The organism is Streptomyces sp. 11-1-2, from assembly GCF_003595545.1.
GTDB classification, from domain to species: Bacteria; Actinomycetota; Actinomycetes; order Streptomycetales; family Streptomycetaceae; genus Streptomyces; species Streptomyces hygroscopicus_B.
The window spans coordinates 8,258,805-8,281,814 of record NZ_CP022545.1 but is presented as its reverse complement, the minus strand read 5'-3'; the positions used below and the strand labels follow the sequence as shown (position 1 = coordinate 8,281,814).

Sequence of the window (23,010 nt, the reverse complement as noted above, 5' to 3'; positions counted from 1 at the left end):
GGTGGAAACGAGGAACTCCTGAACGCGAGCGGCGCTCGCCACCGTGACCGTCATCAATGTCCTCACCTCCTGCTTTCCTCAACGCGTAGCAACACGGGCCAACACTGAACGGGGAAACCGTAGCCCATCCCCGCGCGAGGGCGCCATCCATTTTCTTTCGTTGAAAGCGAACGGTCGCCACCAACGGCCCTATCAGCAGCGGAACATGGCTCCCGCACAGGGTTCCCGAACATGCTTGCGCGTCTCTCGGACGCTGAGGTACCTTCACGACAGTTGATCTTTGTCGTGCCATGACCACCATCCAGCCGTCATGTCAATCGGTTATTCGCGTTCCGCCGTTCCATCGAGTCATCACGTCACCGATCAAGGCCGGATTGCACGGTGCGATAAATACGTCAGGTCACCAGGTCACGGGGGAGTGTACCTAGTTGTCCACAGTCGCCGATTCGCCATGGCATCACCATTTCCATGATTCGGTAGCGGTCATCGGTTTCTCTTGTCGTTTACCGGGAGCCCGGACGCCCGAGGAATTCTGGCGGCTGCTCAACGACGGCGCGGACACGGTGACTTCCGTACCGGAAGATCGATGGGCGCCACATCAATCCGGCGGCGGGTCCGGGCCCGAAGCCGAAGCGGGGATGGAATTCGGCGCCTTCCTGGACCGGGTGGACCACTTCGACGCCGACTTCTTCGGTATATCGCCGCGCGAGGCCGCCGTCATGGACCCCCAGCAGCGGCTGATGCTCGAACTCGGCTGGGAAACCCTGGAAGACGCGGGCCTCACCCCGGCCCGGATCGCGCAAGGGCGGACAGGGGTGTTCGTCGGCGCCATCAACGACGACTACGCCACGTTGCTGCGGCGGCACGGCGATTCCGCGGTCACCCATCACACCCTGACCGGCCTCCAGCGCGGCATGATCGCCAACCGGCTCTCCTATCTGCTGCGGACCCGCGGCCCCAGCATGGTGGTGGACTCGGGTCAGTCGTCCTCGCTGGTCGCGGTGCACACGGCCTGCCAGAGCCTGCGCAACGGCGAATGCGACACCGCTCTCGCGGGCGGTGTCCACCTCAATCTCGCGTACGACGGCGCGCTCAGCGCCGCCCGCTTCGGTGGGCTCTCCCCGGACGGCCGGTGTTTCACCTTCGACGCCCGGGCCAACGGCTTCGTCCGAGGCGAGGGCGGCGGTCTGGTGCTGCTCAAACCCCTCGCCCGCGCGCTCGCCGACGGCGACCGGATCCATGGGGTGCTGCGCGGCGGCGCGGTCAACAACGACGGCGGCGGGGACAGTCTCACCACCCCCAGCCGGACCGCCCAGGAGGAGGTGCTGCGCCGGGCGTACGCCGCGGCCGGGGTCGGCCCCGACGAGGTGCAGTACGTCGAACTGCACGGCACCGGCACGGCCGTCGGCGACCCCATCGAGGCGGCGGCGCTGGCCGAGGTGGTCGGCACCGCGCGCACGAAGGACCGCCCGCTGCTGGTGGGGTCCGCCAAGACGAACGTGGGCCATCTGGAAGGGGCCGCGGGCATCACCGGCCTGATCAAGGTCCTGCTCTGCCTCAAGGCGGCGCACCTCCCGCCCAGCCTCAACTTCCACACCCCCAACCCCGCGATTCCGCTGGAGGAGTGGAATCTGCGGGTGCAGACCGAGCTGTCGGCGTGGCCGCGCCCGGATGCGCCGCTGATCGCCGGGGTGTCATCCTTCGGCGTCGGCGGGACCAACGCCCATGTGATCGTGGAGCGGGCCCCGGCGGCGCGGCTCGCGGAGGGTGGCGCGGGCGTGCGGGGCGGTGTCCCGGGCGTGCGGGGCGGTGCCGGGGGCGCCCGCAGCCGTGTCCCCTATGCCCTGGCCGGTGGGGTGCTGCCGTGGGTGGTCTCGGGTCGGTCGGCCGCCGGAGTGCGGGCGCAGGCGGCGCGGCTACGGGAGTTCACGGCGGACGGTGAGGTCTCCCCCGCCGACATCGCTTGGTCGCTCGCGGAGCACCGAACGGCACTGGAACACCGTGCCGTGGTGGTGGCCGGGGACCGCGACGGGTTCCTGGCCGGGCTGGACGCGCTGGCCTCCGGTGAGCCCTCCGCCCATGTGGTCAATGGGGTGGCCGCGAGCGAGTCGACCGCGGGTCCGGTGTTCGTCTTTCCGGGTCAGGGATCGCAGTGGGTGGGCATGGCCGCCGAACTGCTCGACGTCTCGCCCGTGTTCGCCGCATCCATCGACCGGTGCGCCCGGGCCCTGGCCCCGCACACCGACTGGGACCTCCTCGACGTTCTGCGGGAGACCGAGGACGGCGCCGCGCTGGAGCGGGCGGAAGTGCTGCAGCCCGCGCTCTGGGCAGTGATGGTCTCGCTGACGCGGGTGTGGCGTTCGCTCGGCGTCGTCCCGTCGGTGGTGGTGGGCCACTCACAGGGCGAGATCGCGGCGGCCTGCGCGGCCGGAGCGCTGTCCCTGGAGGACGGCGCCCGGCTGATCGCCGTGCGCAGCCGACTCGCCGGGGCGCTGATCGGCCGGGGCGGTCTCGCGTCCATCGGCGCGTCGGCGGAGCGGGCGGCCGAGCTGTTCGCGGGCCGGGACGACGTATGGATCGCCGCGGTCAACGGTCCCGGCGCGACGGTGGTCGGGGGCAGCCTGGAGGGGCTGGCCGAGGTCATGGCCAGGGCGGAGGCCGCCGGGCTGCGCCACCGCGCGGTGGCCACGGCGTATGCCTCGCACACCCCGCATGTCGAGGCGATCCGCGAGGAGTTCCTGCGGCTCGCGGCGCCGATCGCCCCGCGCGCCGGGGACGTGCCGATGTACTCGACCGTCACCGCCGCCCCCATCGCGGGCGAGGCGCTGGACGCCGCGTACTGGTACCGCAACCTCCGCGAACAGGTCCGCTTCCACGGCACCGTCCAGCGCCTGATCGCCGACGGCAACTCCTTCTTCCTGGAGAGCAGTTCGCACCCGGTGCTCGCCACCGCCGTCCAGGAAACGGGCGGCCTCGCCGTCGGCACTCTGCGCCGGGGCGAGGGCGACACCCGGCGACTGCTCCTCTCGCTGGCCCAGCTCTGGGTGTACGGGGCCGCCCCCGACTGGGCGACGGTGTTCGCCGGGACCGGCGCCCGCCGGGCCGAGCTGCCCGGCCGGGCCTTCCAGCGGCGGCGCCACTGGTTCGACACCGTGGCCTCCCCGGCGGCCACGGACCGCGCCCCGGGCCTTGCCCCGGACCTCGCCCAGGGCCTCGATGTGGCCCATCAGGTGCGGGCCCAGGCCGCCGCCGTCCTCGGACATACGACGGCGGCCGAGCTCGACACCGGGCGGACCTTCAAGGACCTCGGCTTCGACTCGATCTCGCTCAGCGATCTGTGCAACCGCATCAACACCGCACTGGGCACCCGCCTCTCCCCCGCCGCGCTCTTCAGCCACCCGACCCCGGCCAGGCTCGCGGAACACCTCGCCGCCACCACGTCCACGTCCGCCGCCGGGCCCGCGCCCTCCGGGGCACCCCCCGCACCCGCCGCGGCCACCGGCAGGGACGAGCCGATCGCCATCATCGCGATGAGCTGCCGCCTCCCCGGCGGTGTGCGGTCCCCGGAGGACCTGTGGCGGCTGGTGGCGGACGGACGGGACGCCATCTCGCCGTTCCCGGACGACCGGGGCTGGGACCTCGAACGGCTGCACGCCGCCGAGGGCGCCGGCAGCAGCTTCGCCCGCAGCGGTGGATTCATCGACGGGGCCACGGACTTCGACGCCCGCTTCTTCGGCATCTCCCCGCGCGAAGCCCTGGCGATGGACCCTCAGCAACGGCTGCTGTTGGAGACCTCCTGGGAGCTGCTGGAACGCGCGGGCATCGCCCCGGGCGCGCTGCGCGCCAGCCGTACCGGTGTGTTCGTCGGCACCATGGACCAGGAGTACGGGCCACGGCTGCACGAGGCGCCGGAGGCGGTGGACGGCTATCTCCTCACCGGCAAGACCGCCAGTGTCGCCTCGGGCCGGATCGCCTATCTGCTCGGGCTCACCGGGCCCGCCATCACCCTGGACACCGCCTGCTCGTCCTCGCTGGTGGCCCTGCATCTCGCGGTGCAATCGCTGCGGCGGGGCGAATCCTCACTGGCCCTGGCCGGCGGGGTGACGGTCCTCAACACCCCGGGAATCTTCACCGAGTTCAGCCGCCAGGGCGGGCTGTCCCGCGACGGCCGGTGCAGGGCGTTCGCGGCCGGGGCCGATGGCACCGGAATGGCGGAGGGCGTCGGCATGCTGCTGGTGGAGCGGCTGTCCGACGCCCGCCGCAACGGCCGTCGGGTGCTCGGGGTGATCCGTGGCACGGCGGTCAACCAGGACGGCGCCTCCAACGGCCTCACCGCGCCCAACGGCCTCTCGCAGGAGCAGGTGGTCCGGCAGGCGCTGGCCGACGCGCATCTCACGCCGTCCGATGTGGATCTGATCGAGGCACACGGCACGGGCACGGCACTCGGCGATCCGATCGAGGCACAGGCGCTGCTCGCCACGTACGGCCGGAACCGGCCCGACGATCGGCCCGTACTGCTGGGCTCGGTGAAGTCCAACATCGGCCATACGCAGGCGGCGGCCGGGGTCGCGGGCGTCATCAAGTCGGTCATGGCGATGCGGCACGGGGTCGTCCCCGCCACGCTGCATGTGGACGAGCCGACCCCGCATGTCGACTGGGCCTCCGGCGGTGTGGAGCTGGTGACCGAGGGGCGTCCGTGGCCGGAAGCCGGACGGGCGCGGCGGGCCGGGGTCTCGTCGTTCGGCATCAGCGGGACCAACGCCCATGTGGTCCTGGAAGAGCCTCCACCGGCCGCCGTCCCCTCCCCCGCTGCCCGTCCCGCCACCTCGGCCGTGTCCGTGCGGACGGAGGGGGTGCTGCCATGGGTGGTGTCGGGCCGGACGCCCGCCGCGTTGCGGGCGCAAGCGGCCCGGCTACGGGAATTCACCGCCACCGCCTCCGACGCCTCGCCGTCGGACGTCGGGTGGGCGCTGGCGACACAACGGGCCGCCCTGGAACACCGTGCGGTGGTGGTGGCCGGGGACCGGGACGACTTCCTGGCCGGGCTGGACGCGATCGCCTCCCGTGAGCCCGCGGGCCAGGTGATCGGCGGCGCGGTCCAGGGTGCGTCGGAGGGCGCTGCTGGTCCGGTGTTCGTCTTTCCGGGGCAGGGGTCGCAGTGGGTCGGTATGGCCGCCGAACTGCTGGTTGTCTCACCGGTGTTCGCCGAATCCATCGACCGCTGTGCTCAGGCCCTGGCCCCGCATATCGGCTGGGATCTGCTCGATGTGCTGCGGGAGACCGGGGATGACGCGGCGCTGGAACGGGTGGATGTGGTCCAGCCCGCCCTCTGGGCCGTGATGGTGTCCCTCGCCCAGGTGTGGCGTTCGCTCGGCGTCGAGCCCTCCGCCGTTGTAGGCCACTCTCAGGGCGAGATCGCGGCCGCGTGCGTGGCCGGTGTGCTTTCCCTGGAGGACGGCGCACGGCTCGTGGCACTGCGCAGCCGCCTCATCGCGCGGGAACTGGCCGGACTCGGCGGCATGGTCTCCCTCGCCACCTCCACCGACCAGGCGCATGAGCTGCTGACCGGCCGCGATGACGTATGGATCGCCGCCGTCAACGGACCCACCGCCACCGTCGTCGCCGGAAGCCCCACCGGGCTCTCCGACGTCATGGCACAAGCCGAGGCCACCGCGATCCGGGCCCGAGCGGTCGCCGTCGACTACGCCTCCCACACGCCCCACGTCGAACGCATCCGGGAACAGCTCCTCCAGCTCGCCGCGCCCATCACCCCCCGCACCGGCGACATCCCCATGTACTCCACCGTCACCGCCACCCCCGTCAACGGCACAACCCTCGACGCCGAGTACTGGTACCGCAACCTCCGCCAACCCGTCCGTCTCCACCACACCCTCCAAGCCCTGCTGGGAGACGGCCACACCCGCTTCCTGGAGTCCAGCGCGCATCCGGTCCTGACCACCGCCGTCGAGGAGACCGGCCACGCCGCCGACCGGCCCGTCCTCGCCACCGGCACCCTGCGCCGTGACCACGGTGGCGTCCGGCAACTCCTCGGCGCGCTCGCCACCCTGTGGGCCCATGGTGTGGACCCCGACTGGACGGCGGTGTTCGCATCCGGCGCCACCGCACTAGTCGATCTGCCCACCTACGCCTTCCAGCGCGAGCGCTACTGGCTCACGCCCATCGGCCCCGCCTCCGCCGTGCGGGTCGATCTGCCGTCCGCCGCGGCGACCGAGGGGCCCGAGGCGGCCGAAGGACCCGAGGCGCTCGACGGCTTCGCACGCCGGGTGACCGACGCGGCCGAGGGCGCGTCGCGGTTGCGGGTGGCGCTCGACGAGGTGTGCCGCCACGCGGCCGCCGTGCTGGGTCTGTCGTCGGTGGGCGAGGTGGAGACGCGGAAGGTCTTCCGGGACCTCGGCTTCGACTCGCTGACCGCCGTGGAGCTACGGAACCGGCTGGCCACGGCGACGGGTGCGGCGCTCGCGCCATCCGTCGTCTTCGACCATCCGACGCCCCTGGCGCTGGCCGAACATCTGCTGGACCGGATCACGGGCCGGGACACCGCCGGAGCGGACCCGTACGCGACGGGCGCCGTTGTGCCGGGGGCCGTTGTGCCGGGGGCCGCCGCCATGGACGAGCCGATCGCGATCGTGGCGACGAGCTGCCGTTTCCCCGCGGGCGTACGGTCGCCCGAGGACCTGTGGCGGCTGCTGATGTCCGACCAGGACACGCTCTCCCCCTTCCCGGCGGATCGCGGCTGGGATCTCGACGCGCTGTACCACCCCGACCCCGAACGCCCCGGCAGCAGCTATGTCCACCAGGGCGGATTCCTCCCGGACGCCGCCGACTTCGACGCCGACTTCTTCGGCATCTCACCGCGCGAGGCGACGGCGATGGACCCCCAGCAGCGGCTGCTGCTGGAGACGTCCTGGGAAGCCCTGGAACACGCGGGCATCGACCCGCTGTCGCTGCGCGGCAGTCGCACCGGGGTGTTCATCGGCCTCGTACCGCACGGCTATGGCGGTGAGGGCGCCGACACCAAGGGCGCCGAGGGCTATCTCTTCACCGGGGCCGCGGGAAGCGTGGCATCCGGCCGGGTCGCCTACAGCCTCGGGCTGACCGGCCCGGCCGTCACGGTGGACACGGCGTGTTCGTCCTCGCTGGTGGCGCTGCATCTGGCCGTACAGGCGCTGCGCAACGGCGACTGCGGGATGGCGCTCGTGGGCGGCGTCTCGGTGATCTCCACACCGGGTGTGTTCTCCGAGTTCAGCCATCAGCGCGGGCTCGCCCCCGACGGCCGCTGCAAGCCGTTCGCGGCGGCGGCGGACGGCACCGCGTGGGCGGAAGGCGCGGGCGTACTGCTGGTCGAACGGCTGTCGGAGGCCCGCCGCAACGGCCACCAGGTGCTGGCCGTCGTCCGTGGCTCGGCGGTCAACCAGGACGGTGCCTCCAACGGCCTCACCGCGCCCAACGGTCCCGCCCAACAGGCGGTTGTCCGGCAGGCGTTGGCGAACGCACGCCTGACGCCCTCCGACGTGGATGTGATCGAGGCACACGGAACGGGCACGGCCCTGGGCGACCCCATCGAGGCCCAGGCCCTGCTCGCCACCTACGGCCAGGACCGATCCGCCGACCGGCCCGCGCTGCTGGGCTCGATGAAGGCCCATGTCGGCCACACCGGCGCGGCGGCCGGGGTCGCGGGCATCATCAAGATGGTGCTGGCCCTGCGCCACGGTGTCGTTCCACGCACCCTGCATGTGGACGAGCCGACCCCGCAAGTGGACTGGGCCTCCGGCGCGGTGACGCTGGTGACCACGAACACGCGCTGGCCCGAGGCCGAACGGGCACGCCGCGCGGCAGTGTCCTCGTTCGGAGTCAGCGGCACCAACGCACACGTCATCCTCGAAGCGGCACCACGCGCAGAGACCACGACCGAATCCACGCCCACCGAGGGCGCGCTGCCGTGGGTCATCTCCGCACGCTCCGAGCCCGCGCTACGAGCACAGGCAGCGCAATTGCGCGCCTTCGCCGCCACCAGCGACCGGCATCCCGCCGACATCGGCTGGACCCTCGCACAACACCGCGCCGCGCTGGAACATCGGGCGGTGGTCGTGGCCGCCGACCGGGACACGTTCCTGGCCGGCCTGGACGCCATCGCCACCGGCGAACCCGCCGCCCATGTGGTCAGCGGAGTGGCCCCGGCAGAACCGCCCTCCGGCGCGGTCTTCGTCTTTCCGGGGCAGGGATCGCAGTGGGTCGGCATGGCCGCCGAACTCCTCACCACCACACCGGTGTTCGCCGAGTCCATCGACCAATGCGCCCAGGCCCTCGCCCCGCACATCGACTGGAACCTCCTCGACGTCCTGCGCGAGGCCTCCGACGACACCGCGCTGGAACGGGTGGACGTGGTCCAGCCCGCCCTCTGGGCCGTCATGGTGTCCTTGGCGCAGGTGTGGCGTTCGCTCGGCATCGAGCCCTCCGCCGTCATCGGCCACTCACAGGGCGAGATCGCCGCCGCATGCGTAGCCGGTGCCCTCACCCTCGAAGACGGCGCCCGACTCATCGCCCTCCGCAGCCGCCTCATCGCGGAGGAACTCGCCGGACACGGCGGCATGGTCTCCCTCACCACCCCCGCCGACCAGGCACACGAGCTACTGACCGGCCACGACGACGTATGGATCGCCACCGTCAACGGACCCACCGCCACCGTCATCGCCGGAACCCCCACCGCACTCACCGACGTCATGGCACAAGCGGAAGCCACCGGGATCCGGGCCCGAGCGATCGCCGTCGACTACGCCTCCCACACCCCTCACGTCGAACGCATCCGCGACCAACTCCTCCAGCTCGCCGCACCCATCACCCCGCGCACCGGCGACATCCCCATGTACTCCACCGTCACCGCCACCCCCATCGACGGCGCAACCCTCGACGCCGAGTACTGGTACCGCAACCTCCGCCAACCCGTCCGCTTCCATCAGACCCTGCACACCCTCCAGGCCGACGGACACACCCTCTACCTCGAAACCAGCCCCCACCCCGTCCTCACCACCGCCATCCAAGAAACCGGCACCCACGCCACCGGCACCCTCCGCCGCAACCACGGTGGCCTCCAGCAACTCCTCACCACCCTCGCCACCCTCTGGACCCACGGCCTCACACCCAACTGGCCAACCCTCCTCACCCCCCACACCCCCACCCCAACCAACCTCCCCACCTACCCCTTCCAACGCCACCACTACTGGCTGGACACCGCGGCCCCGCACCGGCACCGCGATACGGCGGGCCCGGATGCGCACGCGGGTTTCTGGGCGGTCGTGGAGCGCGAGGACCTGGAGGGGCTGGCGCGGACCCTGCGGTTGGAGGAGTCACAGGCGGAGTTGACGACCCTGCTGCCCGCGCTGTCGGCGTGGCATCGACGGCAGAGCGCGGCATCCACGATGGATGCGTGGCGGTATCGCGAGGACTGGAGGCCGCTACCCGAGACCACCGCGCCCGCGCTGTCCGGCACGTGGCTCGTGGTCCTCGCGCCGGAGCAGAAGGGCGGGGCGCTGCATGAGGCGGTCGCCACGGCCCTGAACCGGCACGGGGCCATGGTGGAGACGGTGGTCGTGGCGCCCGACGATCCGCGCCGCTGGGCCGACACCCTCGCCGCGCTCGCCCCGCACACCACGGCGCCCGTCGTCGGTGTGCTCTCGCTGCTCGCCCGTGACGAGGCCGCCGGGCTGCACCGCACCCTGCGGCTGATCCAGGGCCTGGAGGCGGCGGGTCTGTTCGCGCCGCTGTGGTGTGTCACCCAGGGCGCGGTGTCCGTCGGCGGCCACGATCCGCTGACCGGCCCGGCGCAGGCGCTGGTGTGGGGTCTGGGCCGGGTGGCGGCGCAGGAACTCGCCACTCGCTGGGGCGGGTTGGTGGATCTGCCCCAGGAGCTGGACGAACGGACGACGGCCCGGCTGTGCGCCGTACTGGCCGCCGGTGCCCACGAGGACCAGGTGGCGGTCCGCGCCGCCGGGATCCTCGGACGCCGTATCGTCAGGGCGCCACGCCTCGGCGATGTGCTCGACGACGGCTGGGCCCCCGGCCCTGGCACGGTCCTGATCACCGGTGGCACCGGAGCCCTCGGCAGCCAGGTGGCCCGTCGGCTCGCGGCCCGTGGCGCCGAGCATCTGCTGCTCGTCAGCCGCCGGGGCGACACCGCGCCGGGAGCGGCCGAGCTGGTGGCGGAGCTGACCGCCTCGGGGGCCAAGGCGACGGTGGCGGCCTGCGACGTCGGGGACGCCGACGCGCTCCGCGCGCTCGTGGCTTCGATTCCGGCCGCGTACCCGCTGGCCTCGGTCTTCCACACGGCGGCCGTCCTGGACGACGCCGCCATCTCCGCCCTCACCCCCGAGCAGGTGAACCGCGTGCTGCGGGTCAAGGCCGATGCGGCGTGGCGGCTGCATGAGCTGACCCGGGACCTGGAGCTGTCCGCGTTCGTGCTGTTCTCCTCCCTGGCGGGCACCGTGGGCATGGTGGGCCAGGGCAACTACGCGCCCGGCAACGCCTATGTGGACGCCCTGGCCCGCCACCGCCGCTCGCGGGGGCTGGTGGCCACCTCCGTGGCCTGGGGTTCGTGGGGGCGGGGCGGTATGGCCGAACGGGACGCGGTGACCGAGCTGCGGCTGCGCCATGGCGTACCGCTGCTGCCGCCGGAGTCGGCGATCCGTGCGCTGGAGGCGGCGCTGGCGGACGGCGAGACGGCCCTGGTGATCGCCGATGTCGACTGGGACCGCTTCGCCCACGCCTACACCGCCGCCCGCCCCAGCCATCTGCTCGATGAGATCCCCGAGGCCCGGCGGGCGCTCGGCCCGGTCGACGGTGCGGGGGCCGGGGCTCCGGGCGGCGATACGGTGGCCTCCCTGCGCGACCGGCTCGCCGACGCGAAGCCCGAGGAACGCGAACGGCGGCTCCTCGATGCCGTACGCGGCCAGGTGGCCGCCGTCCTCGGCCATGACTCGGCCGAGGCCGTGGGCACCAGGCGGCCGTTCCTGGAGCTCGGTCTGGACTCGGTTACCGCGGTGGAGCTGCGCAACCGGCTCGGGAGCGTCACGGGGCTCCGGCTGCCCGCCACCATGATCTTCGACTTCCCGACGGTGGCCGAACTCGTCGGCTATCTGAGCACACAGCTCTTCCCCGGCACCGCGCCCGATACCAGCGGCCCGGATGGCGCCGTCGAAGCGGCCACGAGCGATGGCACGGCCGAACTCGACCGTTTGGAACGGCTGTTGGGGACACTGCCGAGCGACGCCCCCGCCCGTTCCGAGATCGCCGACCGACTGCGCCGGCTGCTCCGGTCCGCCGTGGACTCCGTGGACACCGTGAACGCCGTCGAGGAACCGGTGGCGTCCGAGGACCTCGAAGCGGCCACCAACGACGAGCTCTTCGACTACATCGAGAAGGAATTCGGGATCTCCTGACCCCGTTCCGCCCCGCCCGCTCACCAGCCGGTCTGTCCCGCCTAACCACCTCTCACCGCCGACTCTTCGCATGGAGCACCGACATGGACGATGTGCACAAGCTCCGCCACTATCTGACCCGTGTCACCGCGGAGCTCAAGGAGACGCGGGCGCAACTGCGGGCGGCGGAGTCGGCGGCCGGTGAGCCGGTGGCGATCGTCGGAATGAGCTGCCGCTACCCCGGCGGAGTGGCCTCACCCGAGGCGCTGTGGGAGCTCGTCGAGGGAGGCGGGGACGCCATTTCCGGGTTCCCGGCCGACCGTGGCTGGGATCTGGCGGCGCTGGTCGACCCGGACGGCGAACGGCCGGGCACCTCGTACACCGCCGAGGGCGGATTCCTCCATGACGCGGGCGAGTTCGACGCCGACTTCTTCGGCATCTCACCACGTGAGGCGCTTGCCATGGACCCCCAGCAGCGGCTGCTGCTGGAGACCTCCTGGGAGCTGTTCGAACGATCGGGCATCGATCCGGAGTCGCTGCGCGGCAGCCGGACCGGGGTGTTCATCGGCGCCAGCTTCCATGACTACGGCAGCAGGCTGCCCGCGATCCCGGAGGAGGTCGAGGGCCATGCCATGACCGGTGTCGCGGGCAGTGTCGTCTCGGGCCGTATCGCCTACACCTTCGGGCTGACCGGCCCGGCCCTCACCGTGGACACCGCGTGTTCCTCCTCGCTGGTGGCGCTGCATCTGGGAGTGCGGGCGCTGCGCAACGGCGACTGCGGGATGGCGGTCGTCGGCGGTGTCGCCGTGATGTCCACACCGGATCTGTTCACCGAGTTCAGCAGGCAGCAGGGGCTGGCCCGGGACGGCCGGTGCAAGGCGTTCGCGGCCGCCGCGGACGGCATGGGCGCGGCGGAGGGCGTGGGGCTGCTGCTGGTGGAACGGCTCTCCGACGCCCGCCGCAACGGCCACCAGGTGCTCGGCGTGATCCGTGGCACGGCGGTCAACCAGGACGGCGCCTCCAACGGCCTCACCGCGCCCAACGGCCCCGCCCAACGGCGGGTGATCCGGGACGCGTTGGCCGACGCGGGCGTGGCTTCGTCCGAGGTGGATGTGATCGAGGCGCACGGAACGGGCACGGCGCTCGGCGATCCGATCGAGGCCCAGGCCCTGCTCACCACCTACGGCCAGGACCGGCCCGCCGAACGCCCCGCGCTGCTGGGCTCGGTGAAATCCAACATCGGCCACACCCAGGCCGCGGCGGGCATGGCCGGTGTGATCAAGATGGTCCTGGCCATGCGCAACGACGTGGTGCCGCGCACCCTGCATGTGGACGAGCCGACCCCGCAGGTGGACTGGGCCTCCGGCGCGGTGACGCTGGTGACCGCGAACACACCCTGGCCCGAGGCCGAACGGGCACGCCGCGCGGCAGTGTCCTCGTTCGGAGTCAGCGGCACCAACGCACACGTCATCCTCGAAGCGGCACCACGCGCAGAGACCACGACCGAATCCACGCCCACCGAGGGCGCGCTGCCGTGGGTCATCTCCGCACGCTCCGAGCCCGCGCTACGAGCACAGGCAGCGCAATTGCGCGCCTTCGCCGCCACCAGCGACCGGCATCCCGCCGACATCGGCTGGACCCTCGCACAACACCGCGCCGCGCTGGAACATCGGGCGGTGGTCGTGGCCGCCGACCGGGACACGTTCCTGGCCGGCCTGGACGCCATCGCCACCGGCGAACCCGCCGCCCATGTGGTCAGCGGAGTGGCCCCGGCAGAACCGCCCTCCGGCGCGGTCTTCGTCTTTCCGGGGCAGGGATCGCAGTGGGTCGGCATGGCCGCCGAACTCCTCACCACCACACCGGTGTTCGCCGAGTCCATCGACCAATGCGCCCAGGCCCTCGCCCCGCACATCGACTGGAACCTCCTCGACGTCCTGCGCGAGGCCTCCGACGACACCGCGCTGGAACGGGTGGACGTGGTCCAGCCCGCCCTCTGGGCCGTCATGGTGTCCTTGGCGCAGGTGTGGCGTTCGCTCGGCATCGAGCCCTCCGCCGTCATCGGCCACTCACAGGGCGAGATCGCCGCCGCATGCGTAGCCGGTGCCCTCACCCTCGAAGACGGCGCCCGACTCATCGCCCTCCGCAGCCGCCTCATCGCGGAGGAACTCGCCGGACACGGCGGCATGGTCTCCCTCACCACCCCCGCCGACCAGGCACACGAGCTACTGACCGGCCACGACGACGTATGGATCGCCACCGTCAACGGACCCACCGCCACCGTCATCGCCGGAACCCCCACCGCACTCACCGACGTCATGGCACAAGCGGAAGCCACCGGGATCCGGGCCCGAGCGATCGCCGTCGACTACGCCTCCCACACCCCTCACGTCGAACGCATCCGCGACCAACTCCTCCAGCTCGCCGCACCCATCACCCCGCGCACCGGCGACATCCCCATGTACTCCACCGTCACCGCCACCCCCATCGACGGCGCAACCCTCGACGCCGAGTACTGGTACCGCAACCTCCGCCAACCCGTCCGCTTCCATCAGACCCTGCACACCCTCCAGGCCGACGGACACACCCTCTACCTCGAAACCAGCCCCCACCCCGTCCTCACCACCGCCATCCAAGAAACCGGCACCCACGCCACCGGCACCCTCCGCCGCAACCACGGTGGCCTCCAGCAACTCCTCACCACCCTCGCCACCCTCTGGACCCACGGCCTCACACCCAACTGGCCAACCCTCCTCACCCCCCACACCCCCACCCCAACCAACCTCCCCACCTACCCCTTCCAACGCCACCACTACTGGCTTTCGGCGGCGGAGCGAATCGGGGATCTCGCGGGCGCGGGGCTGTCCGTGGTGGGTCATCCGCTGGTGGCGGCCGGGGTGAGCATGGCCGAGGGCGGCGGGTTCGTCTTCACCGGCCGGCTCTCCAGCCGTACGCAGCCATGGCTGGCCGACCACACGGTGCTGGGCCGGGTCCTGGTGCCGGGCGCGGCCCTGTTGGAGCTCGTGCTGGGGGCCGGGCAGCACATGGGCGCCGAACGGCTGGAGGAGCTCGTCCTGCATGCCCCGCTGAGCGTGCCGTCCGACGACACCGCCCTCGACCTCCAGGTGGCGATCGACGCGGCGGACGAGCGGGGCGCGTATGCCGTACGGCTGCACTCCCGGCCACACCGCCCGGGGCAGGACGACGACCCGGCGGACTGGGTGTGTCATGCCACGGGGACGCTGACGGCGTCCCCGCCGCCGCCCGGCGACGAGCACATGGGCGCGGAGCCCGAGGCCCAGTGGCCGCCCACCGGCGCGGAGCCGGTGGACATCGGCGCGTTCTACGAGCGGCTGGCGGACCACGGCTATGGCTACGGCCCGGTGTTCCGTGGCGTGCGGGCCGTGTGGCGCCGGGGCGAGGAGATGTTCGCCGAGGTGGGGCTTCCGGAGTCCGCCGCCGGTGACGTGGGGCGGTTCGGTGTGCATCCGGCGCTGGTGGACGCGGCGCTGCAGACGCGGCTGGTGGCGCTGTTGGAGGGCGATACGGAGCGGATGATGCCGCTGTCGTTCTCCGGGGCGCGGCTGCACGCCACGGGCGCGACCGTCGCCCGGGTGCGGACGGCGCCGACGGGGCGGACGGGGGCGACCGGGCCGGGCGGGATCTCGGTGCGGATGACGGATCTCGCCGGTCTGCCGGTCCTCACCGTCGATGAGGTGGTCTCGCGTCCGCTGGCGGCCGACGCGCTGACGGTGGCAGCCGGACCGGCCGCCGACTCACTCTTCGAGGTGGCGTGGGCACCGCTGCCGCTCCGGCCGTCCGAGGCCACGGAACACTTGGCGGTGCTCGGTGACACCGCCCTGCCCGCCGCACCCGACGCGTCCGTCCACCCAGACGTTGCCGCGCTTCTCGACGCCGTACGCACGGGCACACCCTTGCCACCGCTGGTGCTGCTGCCCGCTCTCGCGGCGTCGGCACCGGACGGTGCCGCCGATGTGCCCGCCGCGAGCCGGGAGCGGCTGGCGGCCGTGCTGGAGACGGTGCGGGAGTGGCTGAGCCATCCCGAACTCGACGGCGCCCGGCTGGCGTTGGTCACCCGAAACGCGGTAGCGGGGTTCTCGGGCGAGCGGGCCGATCTGGCGCTGGCCGGGGTGCGGGGGCTGTGGCGTTCGGTGTGTTCGGAGCACCCGGGCCGGTTCGCGCAGGTGGATCTGGACGGTGCGCCCGAGTCGGCGGCGGCGCTGACCGCCGCCCTCGCCACCGGTGAGCCCGAGCTCGTGGTGCGCGCGGGAGCGGTGTCCGTGCCACGGCTGGCCCGGGTCTCGCCGTCGGACCCCGGAGTGCTGGCCGTCCCCGACGGGGCCGCGGCCTGGGGCCTGGACCTGGACACCGGGGGCACGGTCGAGGGGCTGCGGCTGGTGCCCGCTCCGGGAGTCGAGGAAGCCCTGGCCGCTGGCCAGGTACGGATCGCGGTACGCGCCACGGGCGTCAACTTCCGCGATGTCCTCGCCTCGTTGGGCGTCGTTCCCAGCGTGGTTCCCAGCGGTGACGGGCGCTTCGCCGCCGAGGGTGCCGGTGTGGTGCTGGAGATCGGCCCCGGTGTCGACGGCCTCGCGGTGGGCGACCGGGTGATGGGCCTGGTGTCGGGCGCGTACGCGGGCCCGGTGGCGGTGGCCGATGCCCGGATGGTCGTGCGGATGCCGCGCGGCTGGACGTATCCACAGGCGGCGTCGGTGCCCGCCGCGTTCCTGACCGCGTACTACGCCCTGGTCGAGCTGGCCGGGGTGCGCGCGGGCGAGTCCGTCCTGGTGCATGCCGCCGCGGGTGGCGTGGGGATGGCGGCGGTGGGGCTGGCGCGCCATCTCGGGGTCGAGGTGTACGCGACGGCGAGCGAGCCGAAGTGGCCCGTGGTGCACGGCATGGGCGTTCCGGCCGGGCGGGTGGCCTCGTCGCGCACTCTGGAGTTCGCCGAGCGCTTCCGTGCCGAGACCGGTGGCCGGGGCGTCGATGTCGTCCTGAACTGTCTGGCCGGGGAGTTCGTCGACGCCTCGCTGGCGCTGCTGCCGCGCGGCGGCCGGTTCGTCGAGATGGGCAAGACGGATGTCCGGGACGCCGATGAGGTGGCAGCGCGGTGGCCGGGCGTCGGCTATCGGGCGTTCGACCTCGGCGAGGCCGGGGCGGAGCGGCTGGGCGCGATGCTCACCCATCTCGCCGAGCTGTTCGAGGCGGGCGTGCTGGCGCCGCTGCCGGTGACGGCATGGGACACCCGTCGCGCGCGGGAGGCGTTCCGCCATGTCAGCCAGGCGCGGCACACCGGGAAGGTGGTGCTCACCCCGCCCCGGGACGCGATCGACGGCACCGTGCTGATCACCGGTGGCACGGGGGTCATCGGCTCGGCGGTGGCCCGGCATCTGGTCACCGGCCATGGCGTCACCGACCTCGTCCTCGTCGGCCGCCGAGGGCCGGACGCTCCCGGCGCGCGCGAACTCATCTCCGAACTGGCAGAGTTGGGCGCCACGGCCCGTGTGGTGGCGTGTGATGTGTCCGACCGTGCGGCGCTGGGCGCGCTGCTGGACGGCCTGCCGCGGCTGCGCGGTGTGGTGCACGCGGCCGGGGTGCTGGACGACGGTGTGGTCTCCGCGCTGTCCCCCGAGCGGCTGGACACCGTGCTGCGCCCCAAGGCGGACGCGGCCTGGTATCTGCATGAGCTGACCCGGGACCGGGATCTGGCGCTGTTCGCGCTCTGCTCCTCCGCCGCCGGGGTGCTGGGCGCGGCGGGCCAGGGCAACTACGCGGCCGCCAACGCGTTTCTGGACGCCCTCGCCCGGCACCGCCGTGATCAGGGCCTGCCCGCGCACGCGCTCGCCTGGGGCCTGTGGGGTGAACGCGGCGCGATGACCGGTGGCCTGGGCGCCACCGACCTCGACCGGATGCGCCGTCTGGGAGTGCGGCCACTCACCGCCGACCAGGGTCTCGCGCTCTTCGACGCGGCCATCCGGGCACCCCGTGCGCTCAGCGTTCCGGTGCGGCTGGATGTCGCCGCGCTGCGTCGCCACGGCGAGCCCGCGCCGCTGCTGCGCGGACTGGTCCGTACGACGGTCCGGCGCGGCGCCGCCAACACGGCCACGGGCGGCGGTCTGCGGGATCGCCTGGCCACACTGTCCGCGGCCGACCGCGAACGGACGCTGAGCGACCTCGTACGGGCCCAGGCCGCCGTGGTGCTCGGGCACCAGGGCGGTGACGCGGTGGCCGAGGACCGTTCCTTCAAGGACCTGGGCTTCGATTCCCTGACGGCCGTGGAGCTGCGCAACCGGCTCGGCACGGCCACCGGGCTGCGGCTTCCGGTGACCACCGTCTTCGACCATCCGACCCCGGCCGCACTGGTGGCCGAGCTGCTGCGGCTGCTGGTGCAAGACGGCGAAACCACCGCCGCCCGGCCCGCCGCCCCGGCCCGTGCGACCGTGGCCGCCGATGACGACGACCCGATCGCGATCGTCGGCATGAGCTGCCGTTTCCCCGGCGGGGCGCGCTCACCCGAGGAACTGTGGCGGCTGCTCGCCGAAGGGCGGGACGCCATGGGCTCCTTCCCCGACGACCGCGGCTGGCACGCCGAGCTGGGCCGCCCCGGCGCCACCGGGGACTTCGCGACGATCGGTGGCTTTCTGTACGACGCGGCCGACTTCGACGCCGAGTTCTTCGGCATCTCGCCCCGTGAGGCGCTGGCCACGGACCCGCAGCAGCGGCTGCTGCTGGAGACCACCTGGGAGGCGTTCGAACACGCGGGCGTCGACCCCACCACCCTGCGCTCCACCGCCACCGGGATCTTCGCGGGGCTGATCTACCACGACTACGCCACGCGCTTCCCCGAGCAGTTGGCCGACGGCTTCGAGGGCTATCTCGGCAACGGCAGCGCGGGCAGCGTGGCCACCGGCCGGGTCGCCTACGCCCTCGGGCTCGAGGGCCCGGCCATCACCGTGGACACCGCCTGCTCCTCGTCCCTGGTGGCGCTGCACCTGGCCGCGCAGGCGGTCCGGCAGGGCGAATGCACCCTCGCGGTGGCCGGCGGGGTGACGGTCATGGCGACCCCGCGGCCGATCGTCGAGTTCAGCAGGGTCGGCGGGCTCGCCCCCGACGGCCGCTCCAAGGCGTTCGCCGCCGAGGCCGACGGGATGGGCTTCGCCGAGGGCGTCGGCATGCTGGTGGTCGAGCGGCTGTCCGACGCCCGCCGCCACGGCCACCGGGTGCTCGCGCTGGTCCGGGGCTCCGCGCTCAACCAGGACGGTGCGTCCAACGGCCTCACCGCGCCCAACGGCCCAGCCCAACAGCGCGTCATCCGGCAGGCGTTGGCGAACGCGGGCCTCATGCCTGCCGATGTGGACGTGGTCGAGGCACACGGGACGGGCACGCCGCTGGGCGACCCGATCGAGGCGCAGGCCCTGCTGGCCACGTACGGCCGGGACCGGCCCGCCGACCGGCCGGTGGTGCTGGGTTCGGTGAAGTCCAACATCGGCCACACCCAGGCAGCGGCCGGGGTCGCGGGTGTCATCAAGATGGTGCTGGCCCTGCGCCACGGTCTCGTACCCCGCACGCTGCACGCCGAACGCCCCACCGCGCAGGTGGACTGGACGGCCGGGGCACTGCGACTGGCCGCCGAGAACGAGCCCTGGCCCACGGCCGGTGGGCCCCGGCGCGGCGCGGTGTCGTCGTTCGGCATCAGCGGCACCAACGCCCATGTGATCCTGGAGGAGGCGCCGGACGCGCCCCTTTCCCACACCCCCGGTGAACCGACACGGGTAGCCGTGCCGTGGGTGCTCTCGGCGAAGAGCGCCGACAGCCTGCGCGACCAGGCCCGCCGGCTGCTGGCGCGGCTGGCCGCCGACCCGGACCTGGCGCCCGTCGATGTGGCCCGCTCGCTGCTGTCCCGGGCCGTCTTCGGCCACCGCGCCGTGGTGATCGGCCGCACCCGGGAGGACTTCCTGGACCGGCTGGCGGCGCTCGGCCGTGGCGAACCGGCCACCGGCGTGGTGCGGTCCGTCTCCCCCGAACACTCCGTCTCCTCCGACCGCTCCGCGTCCCCCGAACGCTCCGCGTCCGCCGACCGGTCGGGGCCGGTGTTCGTCTTCCCCGGACAGGGCTCGCAGTGGGCCGGGATGGCGGCCGAACTCCTCGACAGCTCACCGGTGTTCGCCGACTCCCTCACCACCTGCGCCCACGCGCTCGCCCCGTATGTCGAGTGGTCGCCGCTCGATGTGGTGCGCGGACGTCCGGGCGCGCCGTCCCTGGACCGGGTCGATGTGGTGCAGCCGGTGCTCTGGGCGGCCATGGTGTCCCTGGCGCGGGTGTGGCGGTCCCATGGGGTCGAACCCGCCGCCGTGGTGGGGCATTCGCAGGGCGAGCTGGCGGCGGCGTGCGTCGCGGGGGTGCTCTCGCTGGACGACGCCGCCCGCGTCGTCGCGCTGCGCAGCCGGCTGATCGGGAGCGAACTGGCGGGGCGCGGCGGGATGGTCTCGCTGCCCCGCCCGGTGGACGAGGCCGAAAAGCTGGTGGCGCCCTGGGGCGAGCGGATCTGCGTGGCCACCGTGAACGGGCCCGGCTCGACCGTGGTCGCCGGGGACGCGGCGGCGCTGGACGAGCTGATGGCGGTGTGTGAACGGGACGGGGTACGGGCGCGCCGTATCCCGGTGGACTACGCCTCGCACACTCCGCAGGTCGAACGGATCCGTGAGCGGCTGCTGGAGCTGGCCACGCCCGTCACGCCCCGCCGCGGCGCGCTGCCGATGTACTCGACGGTGACCGGCGCCCTCCTCGACGGTGCGAGCGCCGACGCGGAGTACTGGTACCGGAACCTCCGCGAGACCGTGCGATTCGAGCAGGCGACACGCGCCCTGGCCGCCGCCGGGCACACGGTGTTCGTCGAGGTGAGCCCGCACCCCGTGCTGATCCCGGGGATCGAGCAGACGGTCGAGCAGGCCATCGAGCACACGCCGCCGGACACCTCGGCGGCCCGCGCGGCCGTGGCGGTGGGCACACTGCGGCGGGACGAGGGCGGCCGGGAACGACTGCTCACCGCGCTCGCGGAGCTGTTCGTGGCCGGGGGCGCGGTGGCGTGGCCGACCACGTTCGAGGGCGGGCGGCCGGTGGACCTGCCGACGTACGCCTTCCGCGCGCGGCGGTATTGGCTGGACGCGCCCGAGCGCACCGGGGACGCGGGCGGCGCCGGGCTCACGGCGGTGGACCATCCGCTGCTGGCGGGGGCGGTGGCTCCGGCCGGGAGCGACACGGTGCTGTTCACCGCGCGGCTCTCGCAGACCACGCACCGCTGGCTCGCCGACCATGCGGTACTGGGCGGTGTGGTGCTGCCCGGCAGCGTGTTCCTCGACTGGGGGCTGTACGCGGGGCGCGCGGTCGGCTGTCCGTATCTGCCCGAACTCACCCTCCAGGAGCCGCTGTTCCTGCCCGCCACCGAGGCGGCGCAGCTCCAGATCCAGGTGGGCGGGCCCGACGAGGAGGGCCGTCGGGTGCTCACCGTGCACTCCCGCCCCGAGTCCGCGGCCGGGGACACGGCGGACGGCTGGACGTGCCATGTGCGGGCCGTCGTGGCACCGGACGGCCACGCGAGCAGCGAGGACGGTGGCCAGGGCGGCGCCGACCCGGCCGCGTTCGCGGAGCTGGCGGCCGTGTGGCCGCCGCCCGGTGCCCGCGCCGTCGACCTGACGGGCTTCTACGACCGGCTGGCGTCCGACGGCTTCGACTACGGCCCGGCCTTCCGCGGTCTGCGGGCGGCCTGGCGGCGCGACGGGGACGTCTTCGCCGAGGTGGCCCTCGGCGAGGGGGCCGGTGGCGGCCCGGTGGACGGCTTCGCGCTGCACCCCGCGCTGCTGGACACCGCCCTGCACGCGATCGGCCTCGGCGGGTTCTTCGACCGGGCGGAGGCGGCGGGCGCGCCGATCCGGATGCCGTTCTCCTGGACCGGTGTCCGGCTGCACTCCACCCCGGAAACTCCGGACGCCACTCCACCGGCCGCCGTACGGGTGCGGCTGTCCGCCGCCGGACCGGATGCCGTCGGCGTCCATCTCACGGACGGTGACGGTCAGCCGCTCGCGCACATCGAGGAGTTGACGCTGCGGCCGGTGTCCGCGGACCGGCTGCAGGCGGCCGCGGAGGAGCGTGCGGCCCGCCCCGTACGGCGCGTGCGGCCCGGCCCCCGGCCGCAGGACACCGCCGCCGCCCAGCGCGTCCTGGACGCCACGCCCACGGAGCGGGAGCGGCTGCTGGCGGAGCTCGTCCGGGAACAGCTGCGCGCGGTGCTCCACCACGAGGCGGCGGCGGAGATCGGCCCGGACACCGAGTTCCTGGCGCTCGGTATGGACTCGGTACGCGGAATCGATCTGCGCGACCGGCTCGCCACGCTGCTGGGGCTCCGGCTGTCGGCCACGGCGACGTTCGAACACTCGACCGTGGACCAGCTCGCCGGGCATCTGGCCACCTTGCTCGCCGAACACCTGACCACGTTGGCGGTCAGCCCGGCCGCCACCCGCCCGAGCGTCCCGGTGGCCGAGGAACCCGCACCCGCGGAGCAGGCCACCCCGGAGCAGACCCCGCCGAAAGCCTCCGCACCCCCGTCCGCCGTTGAGCTGGAGCTGGCGAAGGCCACCGCGGCCCCGGCGGCGGACCCCTACGACAGCCTCACCACCCTCTACCACCAGGCGTACGCCATGGGCCGGGCCCAGTCGGCGGGCATGGCGCTCATCCAGGCCGCGGGCCGGCTCCGGCCGTCCTTCACCGCCGAGGACGCCGCCGGCCACACCCTCCCGCCGGTGAAGATGGCCGGTGGCGACGGCACCCGGGCGACGCTGGTGTGTCTGCCCGCCATCACCGCCACCGCCGGGCCGATCCAGTACGGAATGATGGCACAGATGTTCGAGAGCAGGCGGGATGTCCTCTCGCTGGTCAACCCCGGCTATCTCGAAGGCGAGTTGGTGGCCGACAGCTTCGACGCCCTGATCGAACTGCACCTCCACCAGCTGCGCGCCGCCATCGGCACCGAGCGCTATGTCCTGGTCGGCCACTCCATGGGCGGGCTGCTCGCCTACGCCCTCGCGGAACGGGCCGAGCGGGCGGGGCTGCCGCCCGGCGCGGTCGTGCTGCTCGACACCTTCGAGGCCACCCACCAGTTCTCCGAGAAGACCCACATCGCGCTGAACGAGGGCCTGGACTCCCGGGAACAGCTACTGGGCGACTTCGCGCTGACCGGCGCGAAGCTCTCGGCGAGCGGGCGCTACAACGCCATGCTGATGGAGGAGTGCGTGCTGCGGCCCGTCGAGAGCCCGACGTTCTTCCTGAGCGCGGCCGAGCCCATGCCCCACCAGGACGAGGGGTTCGAGGGCGACGCGTGGCGCGCGTCCTGGCCCTTCCCGCACACCGCCAAGGCCACCCCGGGAGACCACTTCACGATCATGGAACACCACCTCCCCCTGACCACCGGCGCCATCGAGGAATGGCTCACCGAACGCGGTCTGTGACCCGACGAGCCGCGCGCTTCGCCGACCGACCCCGACCGTTTCGACATCCGCCGGGACGC

The 23,010-nt window shown here is 73.2% G+C and carries 2 protein-coding genes; both read left to right on the top strand.

All coding sequences use genetic code 11. The annotated features are described in order from the left end of the window. Window positions 1-428: 428 nt before the first annotated feature. A complete protein-coding gene (locus CGL27_RS51115) occupies window positions 429-11,453 on the top strand; it encodes a type I polyketide synthase (protein WP_205587798.1) in 11,025 nt (3,674 codons plus the stop codon). Window positions 11,454-11,536: 83 nt separating this feature from the next. After that, window positions 11,537-22,951 (top strand): type I polyketide synthase, encoded by an 11,415-nt coding sequence (locus tag CGL27_RS52455; protein ID WP_240450743.1) that lies wholly within the window; start codon window positions 11,537-11,539, stop codon window positions 22,949-22,951. Window positions 22,952-23,010 lie beyond the last annotated feature (59 nt).

What these genes read in the sequence shown, in the direction of transcription:
- CGL27_RS52455 (WP_240450743.1), top strand. Translation starts at nt 11,537, where the DNA reads ATGGACGATGTGCACAAGCTCCGCCACTATCTGACCCGTGTCACCGCG.